The organism is Janthinobacterium sp. BJB401 (assembly GCF_013372745.1).
Classification (GTDB): Bacteria; Pseudomonadota; Gammaproteobacteria; order Burkholderiales; family Burkholderiaceae_D; genus Janthinobacterium; species Janthinobacterium rivuli.
Window position 1 is genome coordinate 19,367 of the sequence record NZ_JABXFH010000047.1, and the last position, 20,508, is coordinate 39,874.

A 20,508-nucleotide genomic window follows, 5' to 3' on the forward strand; every position below is an offset into this window, starting at 1 on the left:
TACCGTGGACTTATGAGCAAGCCCGGAGCAAGCGCTCGGTAAAGCAAAGGCGGCATTCTACTGGATTTCCCAGAGGAATGCCGCCTTTTTTATGCCTGCGCCGTAGCGCTGGCTGCTAGCCTTCTTTTGCGCTCACCGGCTCCGGCTTCCTGACCCGGAACCAGGCCGCATACAGGGCCGGCAGGAACAATAAAGTCAAGGCCGTCGCCAGGATCAGTCCTCCCATGATGGCGACGGCCATCGGGCCCCAGAACACGGAGCGCGACAAGGGGATCATGGCCAGCGCCGCGGCGGCGGCCGTCAGCACGATGGGACGGCAGCGGCGCACGGCCGAGTCGATGATGGCATCCCACGGGGCCGAGCCGTCCTTGATGTCTTGCTCGATCTGGTCGACGAGGATCACCGAGTTGCGGATGATCATGCCGAACAGCGCGATGATGCCCAGGTTGGCCACGAAACCAAGTGGCCGGCCCAGCGCCAGCAAGGCAAAGGCGGCGCCCGCCACACCCAGCGGCCCCGTCAGGAAGACCAGCAGGGAACGCGAGAAACTGTGCAGCTGCAACATCAGCAAAGTGAAGATGATGAAAATGGCCAACGGCAGGTTCGCCGAGATCGACGCTTCCGCCTCGCCGCTGTCGGCCGCCACGCCTTTCACCACGATGCGGTAGCCGGACGGCAACTTGGCCCGCAAGGCGTCCAGCTGCGGCGCCAGTTGCGTCGACACGGTGGCGCCCTGGATGCCGTCGATCACGTCCGACTGCACGGTGATGGCCCATGCGCGCTTGTCGCGCCAGACGACACCCGGCTCCCACACGAAATGCGCGCGGGCCAGCTGCGAGATCGGCACGGACTTGCCCGTCGCCGTCGGGATATTTGTGTCATTCAACACGGAAATCGTGGCCCGCTCTTCCAGAGGCTGGCGCACCTGAATGTCGATCAGCTTGTTGTCCTCGCGGAACTGGCCGATGACCGTGCCCGACAGGATCGTATTGGCCGCCTGCATCACCGTTTTCGACGTGACGCCCAGCGCGCGCATCTTGTCCTGGTCCAGGTCCAGGCGCAGCACTTTCACCGATTCATTCCAGTTGTCATTGACGCCCAGGGTGTTCGGATTGGCGCGCATGATGTCCTTGACCTGGTCGGCGATGGCCCGCACACCGGCCACTTCCGGCCCCAAGACGCGGAACTGCACCGGATACGGCACCGGCGGCCCATTCGGCAACAGCTTGACGCGGCCCCGCACTTCCGGGAAATCCTTCTTGAAGACATCGACGATTTGCTGGCGCAAGCGTTCGCGGTCAGCCAGGCTCTTCGGCAGGACCACCACTTGCGACACGTTGGTCTGCGGGAATATCTGGTCCAGCGGCAAGTAGAAACGGGGGCTGCCCGTGCCGACATAGCTGGTGACGCTTTCCACGCCGTCGAGCTTACCCACAAACGCTTCGAACTTCTTGACCTGCTTTTCATTCGCGGCAAAGGTTGTGCCTTCGGGCGACCACAGTTCCACCATCAGCTCGGGACGGCTGGAATCGGGGAAGAATTGCTTTTCGATAAAATTGAAACCATAGATGCCCAGCGCAAAGATGGCCAAGGTGGCGGCAATGGTGGTCTTGCGCCATTCCACGCACCAGGTGACGGCGCGGCGGAAGCGGCGGAAGTTCGGCGTATCGAACAATTCATGGTCGTTATGCGCGTGCGGTTTCACTTTCAGCAAGACGTAGCCGATATACGGCGTGAAGACGACGGCCACCACCCACGAAATGATCAGGGCCAGTGCATTGACGGAGAACAAGGAGAACGTGTATTCGCCAGCGGCCGACTTGGCCAGGCCGATGGGCAAGAAGCCCGCCACCGTGATCAGGGTGCCCGTCAGCATGGGCATGGCCGTCGACGTGTAGGCAAACGTGGCCGCGTCGAAACGCGACATGCCCTCTTCCATCTTGCGCACCATCATCTCGACGGCAATGATGGCGTCATCGACCAGCAAGCCCAGCGCGATGATCAGGGCGCCCAGGGAAATCTTGTGCAAGTCGATGTCGAGCAGGCGCATGAACAGGAAGGTGACGGCCAGCACCAGGGGAATGGTCAGCGCCACCACCAGGCCCGGCCGCACGTCGATGCGCAGCGGCTTGGTGTGCAAGCCCAGCGCCACGAAGCTGACGGCCAGCACGATCAGGATGGCTTCGATCAGGGTATGCACGAACTCGCCCACGGAGGCGGACACGGCTTCCGGCTGGTTCGACACGCGCTGCAGTTCTATGCCGACTGGCAATTCGCTCTTCATGCGCGCGACCGTTGCCTGCAAGGCCCTGCCCATGTCGATGATGTTGCCGCCCTTTTCCATCGACACGCCCAGGCCGATCACTTCCTTGCCGTTGAAACGCATCTTGTCCTTGGGCGGATCGACGAGTTCACGTTTTACGGTGGCAAAATCACCGAGGCGGAAGGTGGTGCCGTTGGCGCGCAGTTCCAGGTTTTCCAGGTCCTTGACGGTCACCATGGCGCCCGTCACGCGCACTTGCAGATTGTCCGTCGGCGTCACCAGCACGCCGGTGGCGTTGATGCTGTTTTGCGCCGACAATTGCTGCACGATGGCGTCGAAAGGAATGCCCAGCTGGGCAAATTTCTTGTGCGAAAAGATGATATTGATCTTTTCATCCTGCACGCCGAACAGTTCCACCTTCGATACCAGCCCCACGGCCAGCAGTTCCTGGCGTACCTTGTCCGCGTAATCTTTCATTTCCGCGTAGGTAAAACCGTCGCCGGACAGGGCAAAGATGGAGCCGTACGTGTCGCCGAACTCATCATTGAAGAACGGACCCACGACGCCGGCAGGCAAGGTGCCCTGGATGTCGCCGATCTTCTTGCGCACCTGGTACCAGGCGGCCGCCGTTTCCTTGGGCGGCGCCGATTCGCGCAGCTCGAGCAAAATCAAGGTTTCGCCCGGCTTCGAATAGCTGGTGATTTCGTCGATGTACGGCGTTTCCTGCAGTTTCTTTTCCAGCTTGTCCGTCACCTGCTCGGCCATCTGCAAGGCCGTGGCGCCGGGCCAGTACGCTTGCAGCACCATGGCGCGGAAGGTGAACGGGGGATCTTCATCCTGGCCCAGGCTGGCGTAGCTGAGCATGCCGCCGATCAGCAGCACGGCCATCAGGTAGCGCGTCAGCGGGATGTGTTCGAGCGCCCAGCGCGACAGATTGAAGCCGCCCTTCATTTGATGGCCTCGGCAGCAACGACGGCAGGCTTGCTGGCCAGCTCGGCGCCTAGGATGGTGACTTTCTGGCCCGGCTTGAGCAGGTTGACGCCGGCCGTGACCACCGTCTGACCCGCTTTCACGCCCGAGGTCAGCAGCAACTCATTGCCCGCCACCCCACCCACCGTCACGGGCACGAGCTTCACGGCGCCGTTTTCCACTACCCACACGGAGCTTTGCGATTTTTCATTGAACAGGGCCGTCAACGGCACCTTGATTTGCGGCGTGGCCGTTTGCGAGGCGAACTGCACCACGGCCGTCATGCCCAGACGCACTTGCGGCGCGTCCGGAATGCTGACCTTGGCTGTGTAGGTGCGCGTGGCGGCATCGGCCACGGGCGACACTTCGCGTATCTTGCCCGGCAAGCCCTGCTTCGGATCGGCCCACAGGCGCACGACCACATCATTGACGCCGCGCAAGGTTTCCACCTTGTCTTCAGGAATGCCGATCACGACTTCCTTCTCGCCGCTCTTCGCCACTTGCACGACGGGCGCGCCGGGCGCCACCACCTGCCCCACTTCAGCCTCGATGCGCGTGACGACGCCATCGACGTCGGCCAGCAAGCTGGCATAGCCGGACTGGTTCGCCTGGCCACGGTACAGGGCCTGGGCCGCTTCCACGTTTGCCTGCGCCGCCTTGTAGGTGGCGTCCTTGCCGTCGAGCACGGCCTGGCTGACGAAGTTCTTCTCGCGCAAATCCTGGTAGCGCTTGAGTTCCGCGCGCGCCAGGTCGCGGCTCGTTTCCGAACTCACCAGCGAAGCCTTGGCTTGCGCCTGCGACAGTTGCAAGTCGACGGGATCGAGCTGCATCAGCACTTGCCCCTTCTTCACGCTGGCGCCCACGTCGACCTTGCGCGCGACGATCTTGCCGCCCACGCGGAAACCCAGCTGCGACACGACGCGGGGCACGACCTCGCCCGACAGCTCGGCACTGACGTCAACATTGCTGCTAGACAACACGATGGCGCGCACGGGGCGCACGTCTTCCACTTTGACGGCAGGCTTGGAACAGGCCGCCAGGGTCAGCGCCAGAGCGGCGGCGGCAATCAGCCGCAGGGCAGGAAGTGCGGAAGCGCCGGTCTCGCGGCGCAGGGTTTTCAGGGCAAACAAGGTATTTTCCTTTACTATGCGGGCTGCAATATTTTTATGCGGAGAAACTTTTTGCTTGTCCTTTGGGCCAAGCCAAACTTTTTCGCACGCGATATCCTTAAATTTGTGACAATATCAGCTTGGTCATGGCGGGGACTGCTCTTCGCCTAATGACTTTCTGGTTATTAATTATAATCGTGCGTAAAAGTTTTTAGTGACTTATGCGTCATTAATCTTGAGACGTACAACGCCCGGCCGCAATCCAGCGTTTGTGAGGGCCGGACAAACGCAAGACTAGAGAAGTGTGTTCATGCCTGTAGACCATTACGAAAATTTTCCTGTTGCATCATTTTTACTGCCGCGCCGCCTGGTGCCCGCCGTCGAAGCCATCTATGCCTTCGCCCGCAGCGCCGACGACCTGGCCGATGAGGGCGACGCCAAGCCGGCCGAGCGCCTGGCCGCCCTGCACGCCTATGAAGCGGCGCTGGGCCGCATCGCCCGCCACGAAGGACATGGGGGCGAGAACGCCGCCATGTTCGAACGCCTGGCCGCCGTCATCGGCAAACACCAACTGCCGCTGCAGCCGTTTTACGATCTGTTGTCGGCCTTCAAGCAGGATGTGGAAACGACGCGCTACGCCAGCTACGACGACGTGCTCGATTACTGCGCCCGTTCCGCCAACCCCGTGGGGCTGCTGATGCTGCACCTGTATGGCGCGGCCGATGAACAGAATGTACGCGATTCCGATGCGATATGTTCAGCTTTGCAACTAATTAATTTCCTGCAAGACGTCGCCATCGACCAGCAAAAAGAGCGCATCTACCTGCCGATGGAAGACCTGACCCGCTTTGCCGTCTCCGCCGCCGCCTTCGAGCGGCCCGAGGCGCACGGCAAGTGGAGCGCCCTGATGCGCTTCGAAGTGGCCCGCACGCGCGCCCTGATGCTGTCCGGCGCGCCGCTGGCCCTGCGCCTGCGCGGGCGCATCGGCTGGGAGCTGCGTCTGGTGGTGCAAGGGGGTTTGCGCATCCTCGAATGCATCGAAGCCGTCAATTACGACGTGTTCCGGCGCCGGCCCAAGCTGGAGAAACGCGACTGGCTGATCATTTTCTGGCGCGCGCTGCGCATGTCGCGCAAAAGCTTGCATCAAGAGACACAAGTAAAAACGGCTTTTCCCCCGTCGCCCACTCTGTAAGACGATAGAATAGCGGCTTCGATCTGCAACCCTTGCTCTTTTGACTATGTCTCCCGACGAATACTGCCAACAAAAGGCCGCCCAGAGCGGCTCCAGCTTCTACTACAGCTTCCTGTTCCTGCCGGCCGAGCGCCGCAAGGCCATCACGGCCCTGTACGCGTTCTGCCGCGAAGTCGATGACACGGTTGACGAATGCACGGACGAAGCCGTGGCACGCACCAAGCTGGTCTGGTGGCGCAAGGAAGTCAAGGCCATGTACGAGGGCAACCCCACGCATCCCGTGATGCGCGCGCTGCAGCCGCACCTGGCCGTGTACCAACTGGAAGAAAAGCATTTGCAGGCCATCATCGACGGCATGGAAATGGACTTGAACCAGACCCGCTACCTCGACTACCAGGCCATGAGCCGCTATTGCTGGCATGTGGCCAGCGTGGTGGGCATCTTGTCGGCCAGCATCTTCGGTGCGACCCGCCCGGAAACCCTGCTGTACGCGGAAAAACTGGGCCATGCCTTCCAGCTGACCAACATCATCCGCGACGTGGGCGAGGATGCGCGCAAGGGGCGCATCTATTTGCCGATCAGCGAATTGCAGCAATTCAATGTCACGGCGGCCGACCTGCTGAACGCGCGCCACAGCGAAAACTTTGAAAACCTCATGCGTTTCCAGGTGGCGCGCGCGCAAAAGGCCTACGACGAAGCATTCGCGCTCTTGCCAGCCGAGGACCGCCGCGCCCAGCGCCCGGGCCTGATCATGGCCGCCATCTACCGCACCGTGCTCAACGAAGTCGAGCGCGACGGCTACCACGTGCTGAAACAGCGCATTTCGCTCACGCCGATCCGCAAACTGTGGCTGGCCTGGAAGACCTGGGTTCGTGGCTAAGAGCAACGTGAAGCAACGCTACGCCGTCATCGGCGCCGGCTGGGCTGGCTGCGCGGCGGCCATGGAACTGGCGCGCGCCGGCCATTCGGTGAGCGTATTCGAGGCGGCGCGCACCCTGGGCGGGCGCGCGCGCCGCGTCGAAAGAGAAAATACGGTGCTCGACAACGGCCAGCACATCTTGCTGGGCGCGTACACGGAAACCTTGCGCCTGATCAAGCTGGCGGGGCAAGACCCTGCCGAGCTGATCCTCACGCTGCCCCTGCAGATGCGCTATCCGGCGAACTCGGGCGGCATGGATTTCATCGCGCCACGCCTGCCCGCGCCGCTGCACCTGGCCTGGGCCCTGCTGCGCGCCAAGGGATTAGTGCGCGCCGACAAGCTGGCCCTGATGCGCTTTTCCACCGCCATGCGGACGATGGGCTGGCAGCTGTACAACGATTGCACGGTCAGCGAATTGCTGCAGCGCTTCGACCAGACGGACCGTTTGAACCGGCTGATGTGGCACCCGCTGTGTCTGGCCGCACTGAATACCCCGCCCGAGCGCGCTTCGGCCCGCGTCTTCCTCAACGTGCTGCGCGACAGCCTGGGCGCAAGCCGCCGCCGCGCCTCCGACATGCTGATCCCGAAAGCGGACCTCTCTACCCTGTTGCCCGACGCGGCCGCCCGCTATGTGGCACGGCATGGCGGTACAGTGCGCACGGGTGCCAAGGTCGATGCATTGCAAGCGCTACCCGATGGCCGCTGGCAACTCGATGAGACCGGCACTTACGACGGCGTCATCGTCGCCACCTCGTCTGTGCAAGCGGCCAGCCTGCTGCAAGGCTTGCAGGATCCGCGGCTGGCCGACGCTATTGACCGCATGCAAGCCTTCACGCCGGAAGCCATCAGCACCTGCTACCTGCAATACGATGCCTCGCTGCGCCTGGACTTGCCGTTTTACGCTCTCGTCGATACGCCGCAGCTGCAGCACTGGGGCCAGTTCGTCTTCGACCGGGGCCAGCTCGACGCCAGCCAGGCGGGCTTGCTGGCCGTCGTCATCAGCGCCTCCGGCAATGCCGCCGAGCAAGGCCACGGACCGCTGGCGCACGCCATCGCGGCGCAGCTGGCGCAGGTGCTGCAACGCCCGGAACTGGCGCAGCCTGCCTGGACCCAGTTGATTACGGAAAAGCGCGCCACCTTTGCCTGCACGCCGGAGCTTGCCCGCCCCGGCAACGCCAGCGGCATGCCTGGCTTGCTGCTCGCCGGCGACTACACGGCCAATGAAGACCGGACGCAGGATTATCCGGCCACCATCGAGGCGGCCGTGCGCAGCGGCGTGGCGGCGGCCAGGATGATGAACTCGGGCAAGGCGGCAAAACAGCCTTGACGGTGCATCCTCCCCTGGTGTCGCTCGGCCCCGCGAAATTGCATTCTGTCGCACCGCACTGGTGCGCTCGCGTACGCTTGGGTACAGTCTGATCATCGACAACGGCCATGCCACGGGGAATACCATGCACACCACCTTGCACTTGAAAAATAGCTTGAAAGCCCTGGCGCTGCTAGCTGGCGTGGTGCTGGCCACCTTGATCGTCATTCAGGTACAGCAAGCGCCACAAACGCCATTGCTGCTGAGCCAGGCAAGCATGCTGCTGCCGACCGTGGGCTGAAGCGGCGAAGCGGAATGACAGGAAGAATATGATGAACAAGCAAGATTATCTCGACGCACTGCGGCGCGCGCTGGCAGGCTTGCCACCGGATCTGGTGGCCAAGACCCTCGACTATTACGAACAGACCTTCATCGAAGGCGCTGCGGCCGGCCGCAGCGAGCACGAAATCGCCGAAGACCTGGGCGACCCGAAAAAAATCGCCCTCACCTTGCGCAGCAGCACGCACCGCCAGGCCTTCGAGCAAAAGAAAACCCCCGTCAACCTGCTGCGCCTGCTCGTCTCGCTCGTGGGCCTGGCCATCTTCAACCTGTTCATGGTCGTGCCTGCCGCCGTCTACGCGGCCCTGCTGGCCACCCTGTACGCCGTCAGCCTGAGCTTTTACCTGGCCGGCATCGCCATCACGGCCAGCGGCTTGTCCGGCGCCAACGAACTGGTGCTCGATGGTCCGCTGCGCCACGTCTTCATCCATGACGATGACGGCGGCGAAGGCGGCGAACGGCGCGAAACGCGCATCACCATCGGCGACAAGGGCATCGAAGTCGATCACCTGCCCGGTCCCTTGCAGCCTGAACCGACCGAGTCCGAAGCCAAGACGCCGGGCGCCTCGTCGCGCGTGATGGAGCGGGCTGAAGCGTTGGCCGGCGGCGGCATCCGCATCTCCACCGACATGGACCGCGATGCGCGCACCACGCAAACCGTCTTCGGCGTGGGCATGCTACTCGGCGGCATCGCCATCTTCCTGCTCAGTCTGGTTGTCACGCGCTATACCTTGATCGGCATCAAGCGCTATGTCGCCATGAATGTCTCCCTGCTCAAAGGTCACTAGAAAGGCTGCCATGAAACGCTTGCTCAAAGTTGGCCTGTCCATGCTCTTGCTGGCCATGGTCCTGATCGCCATGTCATACGCGGCGCTGCGCGCCAAGGGAATCAGCAATCCCAGCAGCGCCGCCGGCCGTGCCGTGCGCAGCGAAACGCGCCCGGTTGCCGCCAATATCACCAGCATCGACCTGGCCGGCCCCATCGACCTGGTGCTGCGCCGCGGCGCCACGCCCTCGTTGAAGGTGAGCGGCGAGCAGCGCTTGCTGTCGAACGTCGACACGACACAGGATGGCACCACCCTGCATATCGGCCCGAAAGGCATGCTGTTCCACCATCGCCAGCCTTTGCAGGTGGAACTGGTGCTGCCGGCCCTCGTGCGCGTGGAAGTGCACGGCAATGGCGACAGCAAGATCACGGGGTTTTCGGGAGACAGTTTTATCCTGGAATTGACGGGTTCGGGCGACGTCAGCTTTACTGGACGCTACAAGCAGGTTGCCGCCACCGTCAACGGCAGTGGCGACCTCGACATCAATGCGGGCAACAGCGACAGCGTGGTGCTGGAAATGGTGGGCTCCGGGCGCATCGCCGCCAGCGGCAACACGAAATTCCTGCGCGCCGACCTGAGCGGCTCAGGCGACATCGATGCCGAGCACCTGGCGGCCGACAAGGCCAGCGTCAGCCTGCAAGGCTCCGGCACGAGCACCGTCTTCGTGCGCGACGCCAGCAACCTGACCTTGCGCGGCAGCGGCGACATCCACGTCCACGGCAACCCGCGCCAGCGCGAGACGCAAAAGAGTGGCTCAGGCGAGATTACCTGGCATTAACCGGCCGCCACACAATGGCCTGCTACTGCGCCCTGCCCTGGCGCAACTGTCGCATACGCTGCACGAGTTTGACAATGGCGTAGGCGAGCATCAGCAGGCCAGCACCAGTGACCGCGTTCGCCCGGGGCTCCGCCAACAAGACATGGCGTGATGCTGGCGCAACGACCACCAGAAAGAATGGCAATCCGCTTACCAGCAAGAGGACCAGGCTGCGCTGGTATTTCCGCACCTTCGATGGTACATCGGTGAAAATTTCGGGAATTTTTCCATCCACCACAGGTTTGCGCCAGCAACGCCATCCCCCCACATCCACCACGCGTTCCCAGCCTCCATCGACAAATAATTGCGTATAGACAGGATCCGCCTTTACGCCCGGAAAGTCCCAGCGATATGCCATGTCCGCCGGTGCGCCGCGCTCGAACGTCATGCGAATGCCGAGCGGATCGCTGGCATGCAAGTGCAATCCCTGGCGCGCCTGCTCTTGCAGCCAGCGCTCATGCATCCCGTCTTGCCACACCCACCACCATTTGAATTTCTTGACCAGTTGCTTGCTCATGCCGCATTCCCCTGTAGAAGTGACAATGTTCTTTTCCCTGTGGCTGCCATGATGTCCAGGCGCCGCACCTGCTCGCTCAGCACTGCACGCCCCAGTTCTGTCATGCCATAAATCTTGCGCCGCTCCTCTTCCCTGAGCTTGACGATCAAGCCCTGCTTTTCCAAGGTAGCAAAAGCACCATACAAGGTGCCGGGACCAATGCTGACACTGCCTTCGCTGAGCATGTCCACCTTTTGCATGATGGCATAGCCATGCAGGGGTTCATGCAGGCAAGCGAGCACATAAAACGTGGCCTCGGAAAGCGGCAGGTAGTGCGAAAAGTTGATAGCGTCCATGCTGCCCTCCATATCGTGTTTCGCTATACCGGCAGTCGATATAGCGAGACACGATACTAGCGCAGGGCATTGTTTATTGTCAACAAAATTATCGGGAGAGAGGACAGCGCATGCGCCCACGGCAGCGCGCGGGCGCACGGTGATGGGATCAGGCGGACCGCGCCTCAAGCCAGCTGACCGCCTGCTCGCCAGCCGCCTTGCCTTGCGCCAGGCAGGCCGTCAGCAGGTAGCCGCCCGTCGGCGCTTCCCAGTCCAGCATTTCCCCCGCCAGGAAGACGCCCGGCATGGCGCGCAGCATGCTGCCGTCGATGCCGTCGAATTCCACGCCGCCGGCGCTGCTGATGGCTTCATCGATGGGACGCGGGCGTACGAGTGTCACGGGCAGCAGCTTGATGGCGTCCGCCAGCCTGGCTTCATCGGCAAAGTCGGCCGCGCTCAGGCATTCGCGCAGCAAGCCCGATTTCACGCCCTTGATGCCCAAACGGCTATTCAGGTGGCTGGACATGGAGCGCGAACCGCGCGGGCGCGTCACTTCTTCGAACACGCGTTCATGCGTGTGGTCGGGCGCCAGGTCGAGCCAGATGGTAGTGCTGCCCTCGGCGGCGATCTGCTCGCGCAGCGCGGCCGATAAGGCATAAATCAGGCTGCCTTCCACGCCGCCCGCCGTGATGACGAACTGGCCCTGGCGCTTGATCATGCAGTCATGGATGTTGCGCGCCGAGATGGCCACCGTCGTCAGCGGTTCGCCCGCATGACGGCTGCTGAAATGCTCGCTCCAGTCCACGTCGAAGCCGCAATTGGCCGGCACCAAAGGCGTCACGGCCACGCCCTGCTCTTGCAGCAGCGGCACCCAGGCGCCATCGGAACCGAGTCGCGCCCAGCTGCCGCCACCGAGCGCCAGGATCACGGCGTCGAAGGCGCGCAGGCGTTCGCCGTCCGGCGTGGCGAATACCAGCTGGCCGTCGCGCCAGCCCGTCCAGCGGTGGCGCATGTGAAATTGCACGCCCGCTTCGCGCAGGCGGTGCAGCCAGGCGCGCAGCAGCGGCGCCGCTTTCATATCCGTCGGGAAGACGCGGTTCGAGGAACCGACGAAGGTCTCCACGCCCAGGCCGTGTACCCAGTCGCGCACTTTTTGCGGACCGAACTGGTCCAGCGCCGGCTTGATCCAGCGTGCCGGCCTGCCGTAGCGCGAGATGAAGGAACAGTAGTCTTCCGCATGGGTGATATTCATGCCGCCCCTCCCCGCCAGCAGGAATTTTCGGCCGACGGACGGCATGGCGTCAAACAGTTCCACCCTGGCGCCCTGGCTGGACGCTTCCTGGGCGGCCATCAGGCCGGCGGGGCCGCCGCCGATGACGGCGATGTGAAACGGAGGGGGACTGGAATGGGTCATGGGAAACTGGAAAGACGGTGAAAACCCCGGCATTTTAGTCGAGATAAGGCGCGGGGATGGCAAGAATGCCGAAAAATGATGCATACTGCGCGGAGATGCCGCAGCGATCAGCGGCGGGACTTCACGAGACAACGAGACGACAAGAGGAGAAACACATGGGCGCAGGATTCTGGATTTCCCGCTATTTGCTGGCCAGTTCGATCTTATTCATCATCCTGACGGTGGTCGAGTACAGCAAGGGCACCACCAGCCAGGCCGACATCCTCAGCGCGCTGGCCTGGTCGCTGGTGGCGTCGGCCATCTTCATCGGCTCGAAATACTGGCGCTACAAGAAAGCCGTTGCTTGCGCCACGTGCAGCGGTGATAAACCAAAAGCCAAGTCGTCATGAAAAAACGGCCACTTCGATGAAGTGGCCGTCTCACTGGCAAGCGGGATCAACCGCCCGTCACGGGCGGGAAGAACGCCACCTCGTCGCCTTCGCCGATCACGGTATCGGCATCGCACATCACCTGATTGTGGGCCATGCGCAGGGCGCGGCCCTGCGCCAGCGCGTATTCCCAGTTGCCGCCGCGGGCGATCAGCAGGGTTCTCACCTCGCCCACCGTCAGCTGTGACACGCCCCCCGCGTCCACTTCCAGCACTTCCTGGCCCGTGCCCACCAGCTCGCGCACGCTGGCAAAAAATCGCAGATTGATCTTCATCGATACTTCCTCAGTACAGCAATTCGTTAAACGGGATAAAACGCAGCATGTCGCCGCGCGCAATCGACAGCCCCGGCGGACAATCGATCAAGCCATCGCCCCACACGGTGGAGGTCAGCACGCCCGAACTCTGGTTGGCGAACAGTTCCAGCTCGCCCTCGTCATTGACCTTGGCGCGCAAGAACTCGTTGCGCTTGTCCGCCTTCAGGCGCTCGAACGCGGCCGGCAGCTTGTAGCTGCGCGGCGCCAGGCTCCCCGCCACGCCTTGCAGGCGCAGGATGAACGGGCGCACGAACAGCAAAAACGTGACAAAGCTCGAGACGGGATTGCCGGGCAAGCCGACAAAGAACGCGTCCCGCACTTCGCCAAACGCCAGCGGTTTGCCCGGCTTGACGGCGATCTGCCACATGTTCAGGCGCCCTTCCGCCTCCACGGCCGGCTTGATATGGTCTTCCTCGCCGACGGACACGCCACCCGAAGTGATGATCAGATCATTGCCCTGGGCCGCCTGGCGCAGCACGGCTTTTGTCGCTTCCAGGCTGTCGGGCACGATGCCCAGGTCCGTGATCTCGCAGCCGAGGTTTTCCAGCAGGCCGCGCAAGGTAAAGCGGTTCGAGTTGTAGACGGCGCCCGGCGCCAGGGGTTCGCCCGGCATGGCCAGCTCGTCGCCCGTGAAAAACACGGCCACGCGCAGCTTGCGCAGCACGGGCACTTGCGCCAGGCCCACCGAGGCGGCCAGGCCCATTTCCTGGCTGCGCAGGCGCCGGCCCGCGCCAAGGATTTCGCCGCCGGCGCGGATATCCTCGCCCTGGCGGCGCACCCATTCGCCCGCGTGCGGCACGTGATTGACCGTCACCACGCCGTCAAGCACAGTGCACTGCTCCTGCATGACGACGCAATCGGCGCCGTCCGGGATCAGCGCACCCGTGAAGATGCGCGCCGCCGTACCCGGCTGCAAGGGCTGGCCCACGTGGCCTGCCGCGATGCGCTGCGACACGGGCAAGCTGGCCGCGCCGCTGGCGCAATCCTGTGCGCGCACGGCATAGCCATCCATCTGCGTGTTGTCGCGCTCGGGCACGTTCAGGGTCGACGTCTGCGCGGCCGCCAGCACGCGGCCGTTGGCGCGCATGGTGTCGACCAGTTCCACCTCGGCCACCGGGCGCGCCGCGCCCAGCATGAAGGCTTGCGCCTCGGCCACCGACAGCATCGGTTTGCGTACAGTGCTGGCGTCTGTCATCACAAGCCCGTATTGGCGGCGATATACGCCTTCATTTTTTCCACGTCCGCATCCATCACGACGAACTTTTGCGGCAAGTCCTCGATGTTCTCGAAGCCCTTTGGCCGTTCCGCGTCCACGCCCAGCGCCTCGAGGATGGTTTCGTTGAACTTGGCCGCCAGCGCCGTTTCCAGCACGATCATCGGCACATTCGGTTCCAGGTGCTCGCGCGCCACCTTGATGCCGTCGGCCGTGTGCGTGTCGATGGTGATGCCGTAGTCGTCGGCCACGTCGCGGATGGTGTCGAGGCGGTCCTGGTGCGTGGACTTGCCCGACTTGAAGCCGTATTTGGCCACCAGCTTGAACTCGTCGCCATCGCTGCCAGGTTTACCGGACAAGTCGAAGCCGCCATGCGTTTCCACTTTCGTGAACAGGGCGCGCACGCGGTCGCTGTCGCGGCCCACGAGGTCGTAGACGAAGCGCTCGAAGTTCGACGCTTTCGAGATATCCATCGACGGGCTGCTCGTGTGATACGTTTCGGCCGATTTGCGCACGCGGTAGACGCCTGTGCGGAAAAATTCGTCGAGCACGTCGTTTTCATTCGTCGCGGCCACCAGTTTCGAGATGGGCAGGCCCATCATGCGGGCGATATGGCCGGCGCAGATATTGCCGAAGTTGCCCGACGGCACCGTGAACGACACTTTCTGCTCATTGCTGGTGGTGGCCGCCAGGTAGCCGCGGAAGTAGTACACGACTTGCGCCACGACACGCGCCCAGTTGATGGAATTGACGGTGCCGATCTTCTGTTTCGCCTTGAACTGCAAGTCGTTCGACACGGCCTTGACCATATCCTGGCAGTCGTCGAACACGCCTTCGACGGCGATGTTGACAATGTTCGGGTCTTGCAGGCTGAACATCTGCGCCGTCTGGAAGGCGCTCATTTTCTTGTGCGGCGACAGCATGAAGACGCGGATGCCCTTCTTGCCGCGCATCGCGTATTCGGCCGCGCTGCCCGTGTCGCCCGAGGTGGCGCCAAAGATATTGAGTTCGGCGCCCGTCTTGGCCAGGGTGTATTCAAACAAATTGCCCAGCAGTTGCATGGCCATGTCCTTGAAGGCCAGGGTCGGGCCGTTCGACAACGCCTGCAGCATCAGGGTGGTCGATCCGCCCTTGACGACGTTTTCTTCGAGCACGCGCAGCGGCGTGATGTCGGCCGCGTTTTCGCCGGCGCGGGCGTTCTTGTAGACTGCCTTGGTATAGGTTTTCGCCGTCAGTGCCTTCAGGTCCGCGGCCGGGATATCGGTGGCGAACTTCTTCAGGATTTCGTAGGCCAGGTCGGCATACGACAATGTGCGCCAGGCGTTGAGCTCGGCACCAGTGACTTGCGGGTAGTGTTCAGGGAGATACAGTCCGCCATCGGGGGCCAGGCCGCCCAGGAGGATGTCGGAGAATTGCTGCAGATTCGATGGCGCTTTATCAGCGCGGGTAGACACGTAATGCATAAATTTGAAGAGTCCAGTTGAGCTGAGTGCGGTTGATCATGAATGGCAGCGGATATTATAGTGCCAGCCGCCGCCCAAGGCGAATCCGTCGCGTTTGCCCAGGCGACGCCAGCCCCGCGCGGGCAGCGTCTGTTGTCAAACGACACACCTTGTCGCATGGCAACTGTATCATGGCCGCTTTCCTGACTACGCGGGCACCCCAGCCAGCCCACGACGACCATGCCACAGCCAAGCCACATGAAACGAGACGATTTTCTCAAGCAGGACGATGTACGCGGTTTTATCGACTGGCTGGCGGCCGAACTGCCAGCCAGGTCCTTTCACCTGAAGATGGCGCGCAGCCGCTTCGTGCCGGGCGGCCTGGACGTGCAGGCGACGGGCCTGGAAGCGGTGCTGGGCCACTATGTGTGGAGCACGCGCTGGACCGACGCGCAAGGCAAGGCGGTCGTCTCGCGCAACTGGCATGAGACGCGCGCCTCGCTGGGCCAGCTGCGCGGCTGGCTGAAGGACGCCATCGCGCGGCGCGATGAAGACCAGACGCTGGCCGCCTGCCTGGCCATCCTCGAATGGGGCGGCGTGCGCGGCGCCATCGTCTTCCTCAAGCGTCTGCACGCGCAAGGCCGCCTGGTCGCCTACTTCACGCGCCTGGCGCCCTTGATGGCGCTCGACTCGGACACCTCGCTGGACGCCCTCGATACGGATACCGTGGAGCGCTTCGACGCGGGCCTGACCAAGATCCACGCCCTGTTTGACGACAGCGGCTCGCCCATCTACGACAGCCGCGTGGGCGCGGCCATGGCCATGCTGTATGCGCAGTACCGCAGCCAGGCAGGCAGCAATCTGGCAAAGAAGCACTGGCTGGCATTCCCCTCGGGCGCCGCGCGCGGCAAGCAAATCCGCAATCCCAAGGGAATCGATGGCGGCTTTGCCGGCGCACCGCAATTCTTCCGCAAGGCCGTATCGTGCCAGGACTGGGCGCAATGGCAGGTCAAGCTGGGCTGGATCCTGCGCGCCGTGCTGGAACAGTGCGACTGGTTCAAGGCGGACAGCGCCGACATGGCCTCCCGCTGCCACGCCTTCGAAGCGTGTTTGTTCATGCTGGGGTATGACTTGCGGTGTTTTGGAGAGGCGGCAACCATCAATCAAAAGACCAACGCGAAAGGATCAAAATCCAGGGACAGGGCTTGGGTGCCGAGCGGCTGTTCCTTCACGATGACTTTGCCGCACCTGGTCGCCCATAGCCACGAATTGAAGAATGGCGAGAAAGTCAGTGCTTCCAGCTTTGTTTGGTGGCATATGGCCACGCAAGGCAGTACGGAGCAGACAGCCAAGAGCTATTGCTTCCCATTCGGGAAAAATGAATTCGATCTGTTTGGCCGCAATCCGCTGGAACTCGATCTGATCCTGGCTGGCGGCAAGGAAGGCCTGTATGCCGCACAAGGAAGCCCCGACGCTTATCTGGAAACCGATACCCGCGATCAAGTGTGCCTGGTCGACGCTTTGCTGGCCGGACGTACGGCGGATATGTCGGTTCCGGTGCGCACCGCCTGGCTGCTACAAAAAGGCTATGCCGGAACGAAAAGTGCGGCCAACACCCTGATGACAGTCGGACGCCAGGTCGGCCGTCATTTCGGCCTGCTCGACAAGAGAAATCGCCCCACCGCCTTCTACCACGAGTACTTCGGCGATTGCATGCGCGAGCCTTAAGTCAAAAAATCCGGCGCCCGTGCTGGCGCGTGCGCCGGATTTGCGCCACACTGGTGCTTGTCGGCCCGCCTGCGGGTCATTCATGGAATCGGCCATGTCGCTGAGTAAAAAACCGTATTTGCAAAGCGCCGCGCTGCGCCCCGACGCCGTCGTCGACCTGGAGCACTATCCGTTCACCATTCCCGCCATCCGCGACTTCGTGCACATGGACTTCCACCGCGATGTGACGTTTTTCGTGGGCGAGAATGGCAGCGGCAAGTCGACCATGCTCGAAGCGCTGGCCGTAGCGCTGGGTTTCGGCAAGGATGGCGGCACGCGCAACGTACGCATCGCCCTGCCCTCGGACGAGGAATCGGGCTTGCACGCGCATCTGCGCCTGAGCAAGAGCTACAAGAAGCCCGAGGACAGCTATTTCCTGCGCGCCGAAAGCTTTTTCAACGTCGCCACCTATATGGACGACATGCCCGAATACCTGGCCAGCTATGGCGGCAAGTCGCTGCACGCGCAATCGCACGGCGAAGCGTTCATGGCGACCCTGATCAACAAGCTGCGTGGCAAGGGCCTGTACCTGCTGGACGAGCCGGAGGCGGCCCTGTCACCGAGCCGCCAGATGGCGGCATTGTCCGTCATCCACCAGCTGGTGCAGGACGACTCGCAGCTGATCATCGCCACCCACTCGCCGATTTTACTGGCCTACCCGAACGCGAAAATCCTGATGTTTACAGGCGGCGGCATCCACGAAGTGGCGTATGAAGACACGGAACACTTCGCCGTGACGCGCGATTTTTTGAATAACTATCCACGAAGGCTGGAGCAGTTGTTTGAGGAGGAGTGAGTTATTGGATGGTGTTGTCGGCTTACGCGCGTTGCGCTAAGCCGACCTACGCCATACCGGATCCGCTGCAGTTGTAGGTCGGCTTAGCCCGCAGGGCGTAAGCCGACAATACCGCCATCAGCAAGCCGCGTGATTGACCGTAATAACGTGGACTGCCAGCCCACCCAACGACGTTTCCTTGTACTTGTCCTGCATGTCCGCGCCCGTCTGGCGCATGGTTTCGATGACTTCGTCGAGGCTGACGAAGTGGGTGCCGTCGCCCTTCAGCGCCAGCGAGGCGGCCGTAATCGCTTTCACGGCGCCCATGCCATTGCGCTCGATGCACGGGATCTGCACCAGGCCGCCGATCGGGTCGCAGGTCATGCCCAGGTGGTGCTCGATGCCGATTTCGGCCGCGTTTTCGATCTGTTCATTCGTGCCGCCCAGGGCCGCCACCAGGCCGGCCGCCGCCATGGCGCAGGCCACGCCCACTTCGCCCTGGCAACCCACTTCGGCGCCCGAGATCGAGGCATTGCGCTTGCAAAGCATGCCGATGGCAGCCGCCGTCAGCATGAAGCGGCGCACGCCGCCCACCGGGTCGCTGGGGCGGCAATCCTGCGCGTAGTAGCGCAGCACGGCCGGGATGATGCCAGCGGCGCCGTTGGTCGGGGCCGTGACGACGCGCCCGCCGGCCGCGTTTTCCTCGTTGACGGCCATCGCGTACAGGCTGACCAGGTGCACGGCGTCGTGCGGCAAGTCGTTGGCGCGGTTGTCGGATGCCTTCGCCTCCTGCGCCAATCGCCACAATTTGGCGGCGCGGCGCTTCACGTTCAAGCCACCCGGCAGGTTGCCCGTCGTTTCCAGGCCGTGCGCGATGCAGTCGCGCATGACGTGCCAGATGCGATCCAGGCCTTCATTGAGTTCCGTTTCGCTGCGCTTGACGCACTCGTTCGCGCGCAGCATTTCAGGGATCGACAAACCGCTTTCCACGCCGTGCGCCAGCAACTGCTCCATGGTGTCGAAGGGGAAGACGACCCGCGCGCTGGCGGCCGACTCCACGGCCGCTTCGGCCTGCGCCGCAGTTTGAACTTCCTCGGCCTCACGGATAAAACCGCCGCCGATCGAGTAATACACCTTGTCGGCACGGCTGCCGTCCGCCAGTTTCAGGGTAAAGCGCATGCCGTTCGGGTGCTCTGGCAAGGATACGCTCTTGTGCCAGACCAGGCCCGTGGCGGCCGTGAATGGCACCACGTGCGTGCCCAGCAAGGCGATTTCGCCGGCCGCCTCGATGGCGGCCAGCTTGCTGTCAACTTCATCGGGCGCCACGTCCTGCGGCGTTTCGCCCATTAGGCCAAGAATCACGGCCTTGTCCGTGGCATGGCCCACGCCCGTCAGCGCCAGCGAGCCATACAAGGCCGCCTCAACGCCCACCACCTGGTTCAGCGGACCGTATTCGACCAGAAAACGCCGCGCCGCCACCATCGGCCCCACAGTATGGGAACTCGACGGCCCGATGCCGATTTTAAAAAGGTCAAATACGCTCATGTCCATGTAGTGTCTCTTTATTTAGTATGTTTTTTTAGTACTGCTGCAAAACTCAGGCTGCCTTGGCGGCATGCCCGACGTCGACATTGGCCAGCATGTCGGTGACCATCTGCTCGACGCCGATCTGCGCCTTCCAGCCCCAGTCGGCGCTGGCCTTGCTGTCGTCCAGGCTTTGCGGCCAGCTGTCGGCGATGGCCTGGCGGCTGTCCGGCTTGTAGCTGATCTTGAAGTCCGGCAGCATGCGCACGATGGCCTTGGCCAGCTGCTCGGGGTTGAACGACACGCCGGCCACGTTGTACGAGGAGCGGATCTTGATCGATGCCGCTGGCGCGTCCATCAGTTCGATGGTGGCGCGGATGGCGTCGGGCATGTAAATCATCGGCAAGGTGGTGTTCGCGTCGAGGAAGCAGTCATAGCGCTCGCCGCGCAAGGCCGCGTGGAAGATGGCGATGGCGTAATCGGTGGTGCCGCCGCCCGGAGGCGATTTGTAGCTGATGATGCCCGGGTAGCGGATGCTGCGCACGTCCACGCCATACTTGTTGAAGTAATACTCGCACAGGCGCTCGCCGGCCAGCTTGCTGATGCCGTACATCGAGGTCGGGTCCATCACCGTCATTTGCGGGGTGTTTACTTGCGGCGTGTTCGGGCCGAAGGCGGCAATCGACGATGGCCAGAAGATGCGCAGCGGCTTGCCCGCTTCGCCCCGTTCGCGCGCCAGTTCCAGGATATTGAGCAAGCCATCCATGTTCAGGCTCCACGCCTTCAGCGGCGCCGCCTCGCCCGTGGCCGACAGCATGGCCGCCAGCTGGTACACCTGGGTGATGTTCTCGTCGGCGATGATCTTCGCCAGGCCGTCCTTGTCCAGCACATTCAATTGCGCGTAGCGCTTGGCCTGGTACAGATTATTCGTGCCGATGTCGCTGGCGATGACGTTGTCCGCGCCGTGCTGCTGCGCCAGGGCGCCCACCAACTCACTACCGATTTGGCCGTTTGCGCCTATGACTAAGATGCGTTCCATGCTATTTTCCTGAATTCG

The 20,508-nt window shown here is 62.8% G+C and carries 19 protein-coding genes; 9 read left to right on the forward strand and 10 right to left on the reverse strand.

From position 1 onward, the window contains the following. Positions 1 to 115: 115 nt before the first annotated feature. On the reverse strand, positions 116 to 3,214 hold the full coding sequence (locus HWE17_RS23310; RefSeq protein WP_176390406.1) for an efflux RND transporter permease subunit: 3,099 nt from the start codon (positions 3,212 to 3,214) through the stop codon (positions 116 to 118). Then, positions 3,211 to 4,362 carry an efflux RND transporter periplasmic adaptor subunit gene (locus tag HWE17_RS23315; protein ID WP_176390407.1) on the reverse strand — a complete coding sequence of 384 codons (1,152 nt, stop codon included), beginning with the start codon at positions 4,360 to 4,362 and terminating at the stop codon, positions 3,211 to 3,213. The genes HWE17_RS23310 and HWE17_RS23315 overlap by 4 nt, the downstream gene beginning before the upstream one ends. 289 nt (positions 4,363 to 4,651) lie before the next feature. On the opposite strand from HWE17_RS23315, the gene hpnC reads away from it, so the two are divergent. The 6 genes from hpnC (at position 4,652) to HWE17_RS23345 (ending at position 9,702) form a co-directional block, all read left to right on the forward strand. After that, positions 4,652 to 5,533 carry a squalene synthase HpnC gene (gene hpnC, locus HWE17_RS23320; protein ID WP_176390408.1) on the forward strand — a complete coding sequence of 294 codons (882 nt, stop codon included), beginning with the start codon at positions 4,652 to 4,654 and terminating at the stop codon, positions 5,531 to 5,533. A 46-nt stretch (positions 5,534 to 5,579) separates the two neighbouring features. Continuing rightward, positions 5,580 to 6,413 carry a presqualene diphosphate synthase HpnD gene (hpnD, locus tag HWE17_RS23325; protein ID WP_176390427.1) on the forward strand — a complete coding sequence of 278 codons (834 nt, stop codon included), beginning with the start codon at positions 5,580 to 5,582 and terminating at the stop codon, positions 6,411 to 6,413. 7 nt (positions 6,414 to 6,420) lie between these two features. Further along, positions 6,421 to 7,779, forward strand: coding sequence for a hydroxysqualene dehydroxylase HpnE (hpnE, locus tag HWE17_RS23330; protein WP_369681769.1), 1,359 nt, complete (start codon positions 6,421 to 6,423; stop codon positions 7,777 to 7,779). Positions 7,780 to 7,903: 124 nt separating this feature from the next. Further along, a complete protein-coding gene (locus HWE17_RS23335) occupies positions 7,904 to 8,059 on the forward strand; it encodes a hypothetical protein (protein WP_176390410.1) in 156 nt (51 codons plus the stop codon). 28 nt (positions 8,060 to 8,087) lie between these two features. Then, entirely contained in the window at positions 8,088 to 8,885 is a 798-nt protein-coding gene (locus tag HWE17_RS23340; RefSeq protein ID WP_255206367.1) for a DUF1700 domain-containing protein, read from the forward strand. Positions 8,886 to 8,895: 10 nt separating this feature from the next. Then, positions 8,896 to 9,702, forward strand: coding sequence for a head GIN domain-containing protein (locus tag HWE17_RS23345; protein WP_176390411.1), 807 nt, complete (start codon positions 8,896 to 8,898; stop codon positions 9,700 to 9,702). A 22-nt stretch (positions 9,703 to 9,724) separates the two neighbouring features. On the opposite strand, the gene HWE17_RS23350 is transcribed toward HWE17_RS23345, so the two are convergent. From HWE17_RS23350 to HWE17_RS23360, 3 genes are all read right to left on the reverse strand, one after another. Beyond that, positions 9,725 to 10,258, reverse strand: coding sequence for a DUF2812 domain-containing protein (locus HWE17_RS23350; RefSeq protein WP_176390412.1), 534 nt, complete (start codon positions 10,256 to 10,258; stop codon positions 9,725 to 9,727). Continuing rightward, positions 10,255 to 10,593 (reverse strand): PadR family transcriptional regulator, encoded by a 339-nt coding sequence (locus HWE17_RS23355; protein WP_051958472.1) that lies wholly within the window; start codon positions 10,591 to 10,593, stop codon positions 10,255 to 10,257. Before HWE17_RS23355 ends, HWE17_RS23350 begins: the two co-directional genes overlap by 4 nt. Positions 10,594 to 10,741: 148 nt before the next feature. Beyond that, complete coding sequence (locus HWE17_RS23360; protein ID WP_176390413.1) at positions 10,742 to 11,986, reverse strand: TIGR03862 family flavoprotein; 1,245 nt, start codon at positions 11,984 to 11,986, stop codon at positions 10,742 to 10,744. A gap of 155 nt (positions 11,987 to 12,141) precedes the next feature. On the opposite strand from HWE17_RS23360, the gene HWE17_RS23365 reads away from it, so the two are divergent. Then, complete coding sequence (locus tag HWE17_RS23365) at positions 12,142 to 12,375, forward strand: hypothetical protein (RefSeq protein ID WP_035818526.1); 234 nt, start codon at positions 12,142 to 12,144, stop codon at positions 12,373 to 12,375. Between the two features lie 46 nt (positions 12,376 to 12,421). Here the strand turns inward: HWE17_RS23365 and moaD are convergent, their stop codons facing one another. The 3 genes from moaD to thrC are packed head-to-tail and all read right to left on the reverse strand — an operon-like array spanning position 12,422 to position 15,406. Next, positions 12,422 to 12,688: a molybdopterin converting factor subunit 1 gene (gene moaD / locus HWE17_RS23370; protein WP_176390414.1), complete on the reverse strand. Its 267-nt coding sequence runs from the start codon at positions 12,686 to 12,688 to the stop codon at positions 12,422 to 12,424. A gap of 10 nt (positions 12,689 to 12,698) precedes the next feature. Next, positions 12,699 to 13,925, reverse strand: a complete 1,227-nt coding sequence (gene glp, locus HWE17_RS23375; protein WP_176390415.1) for a gephyrin-like molybdotransferase Glp — start codon at positions 13,923 to 13,925, stop codon at positions 12,699 to 12,701. Beyond that, a complete protein-coding gene (gene thrC, locus HWE17_RS23380; protein WP_176390416.1) occupies positions 13,925 to 15,406 on the reverse strand; it encodes a threonine synthase in 1,482 nt (493 codons plus the stop codon). The genes glp and thrC overlap by 1 nt, the downstream gene beginning before the upstream one ends. A gap of 237 nt (positions 15,407 to 15,643) precedes the next feature. Between thrC and HWE17_RS23385 the strand changes: the two genes are divergently transcribed. After that, complete coding sequence (locus HWE17_RS23385) at positions 15,644 to 17,113, forward strand: hypothetical protein (RefSeq protein WP_176390417.1); 1,470 nt, start codon at positions 15,644 to 15,646, stop codon at positions 17,111 to 17,113. A 94-nt stretch (positions 17,114 to 17,207) separates the two neighbouring features. Then, positions 17,208 to 17,948: an AAA family ATPase gene (locus HWE17_RS23390; RefSeq protein WP_035818518.1), complete on the forward strand. Its 741-nt coding sequence runs from the start codon at positions 17,208 to 17,210 to the stop codon at positions 17,946 to 17,948. A 117-nt stretch (positions 17,949 to 18,065) separates the two neighbouring features. Here HWE17_RS23390 and HWE17_RS23395 read toward each other — a convergent pair whose 3' ends face one another. Beyond that, positions 18,066 to 19,478 (reverse strand): L-serine ammonia-lyase, encoded by a 1,413-nt coding sequence (locus tag HWE17_RS23395; protein ID WP_176390418.1) that lies wholly within the window; start codon positions 19,476 to 19,478, stop codon positions 18,066 to 18,068. Between the two features lie 46 nt (positions 19,479 to 19,524). Next, on the reverse strand, positions 19,525 to 20,490 hold the full coding sequence (locus HWE17_RS23400; protein ID WP_176390419.1) for an NAD-dependent epimerase/dehydratase family protein: 966 nt from the start codon (positions 20,488 to 20,490) through the stop codon (positions 19,525 to 19,527). Positions 20,491 to 20,508: the final 18 nt, after the last annotated feature.

What these genes read in the sequence shown, in the direction of transcription:
- HWE17_RS23310 (WP_176390406.1), bottom strand. Translation starts at nt 3,214, where the DNA reads ATGAAGGGCGGCTTCAATCTGTCGCGCTGGGCGCTCGAACACATCCCG.
- hpnC (WP_176390408.1), top strand. Translation starts at nt 4,652, where the DNA reads ATGCCTGTAGACCATTACGAAAATTTTCCTGTTGCATCATTTTTACTG.
- hpnD (WP_176390427.1), top strand. Translation starts at nt 5,580, where the DNA reads ATGTCTCCCGACGAATACTGCCAACAAAAGGCCGCCCAGAGCGGCTCC.
- HWE17_RS23335 (WP_176390410.1), top strand. Translation starts at nt 7,904, where the DNA reads ATGCACACCACCTTGCACTTGAAAAATAGCTTGAAAGCCCTGGCGCTG.
- HWE17_RS23340 (WP_255206367.1), top strand. Translation starts at nt 8,088, where the DNA reads ATGATGAACAAGCAAGATTATCTCGACGCACTGCGGCGCGCGCTGGCA.
- HWE17_RS23345 (WP_176390411.1), top strand. Translation starts at nt 8,896, where the DNA reads ATGAAACGCTTGCTCAAAGTTGGCCTGTCCATGCTCTTGCTGGCCATG.
- HWE17_RS23350 (WP_176390412.1), bottom strand. Translation starts at nt 10,258, where the DNA reads ATGAGCAAGCAACTGGTCAAGAAATTCAAATGGTGGTGGGTGTGGCAA.
- HWE17_RS23355 (WP_051958472.1), bottom strand. Translation starts at nt 10,593, where the DNA reads ATGGACGCTATCAACTTTTCGCACTACCTGCCGCTTTCCGAGGCCACG.
- HWE17_RS23360 (WP_176390413.1), bottom strand. Translation starts at nt 11,986, where the DNA reads ATGACCCATTCCAGTCCCCCTCCGTTTCACATCGCCGTCATCGGCGGC.
- HWE17_RS23365 (WP_035818526.1), top strand. Translation starts at nt 12,142, where the DNA reads ATGGGCGCAGGATTCTGGATTTCCCGCTATTTGCTGGCCAGTTCGATC.
- moaD (WP_176390414.1), bottom strand. Translation starts at nt 12,688, where the DNA reads ATGAAGATCAATCTGCGATTTTTTGCCAGCGTGCGCGAGCTGGTGGGC.
- glp (WP_176390415.1), bottom strand. Translation starts at nt 13,925, where the DNA reads ATGACAGACGCCAGCACTGTACGCAAACCGATGCTGTCGGTGGCCGAG.
- thrC (WP_176390416.1), bottom strand. Translation starts at nt 15,406, where the DNA reads ATGCATTACGTGTCTACCCGCGCTGATAAAGCGCCATCGAATCTGCAG.
- HWE17_RS23385 (WP_176390417.1), top strand. Translation starts at nt 15,644, where the DNA reads ATGAAACGAGACGATTTTCTCAAGCAGGACGATGTACGCGGTTTTATC.
- HWE17_RS23390 (WP_035818518.1), top strand. Translation starts at nt 17,208, where the DNA reads ATGTCGCTGAGTAAAAAACCGTATTTGCAAAGCGCCGCGCTGCGCCCC.
- HWE17_RS23395 (WP_176390418.1), bottom strand. Translation starts at nt 19,478, where the DNA reads ATGGACATGAGCGTATTTGACCTTTTTAAAATCGGCATCGGGCCGTCG.
- HWE17_RS23400 (WP_176390419.1), bottom strand. Translation starts at nt 20,490, where the DNA reads ATGGAACGCATCTTAGTCATAGGCGCAAACGGCCAAATCGGTAGTGAG.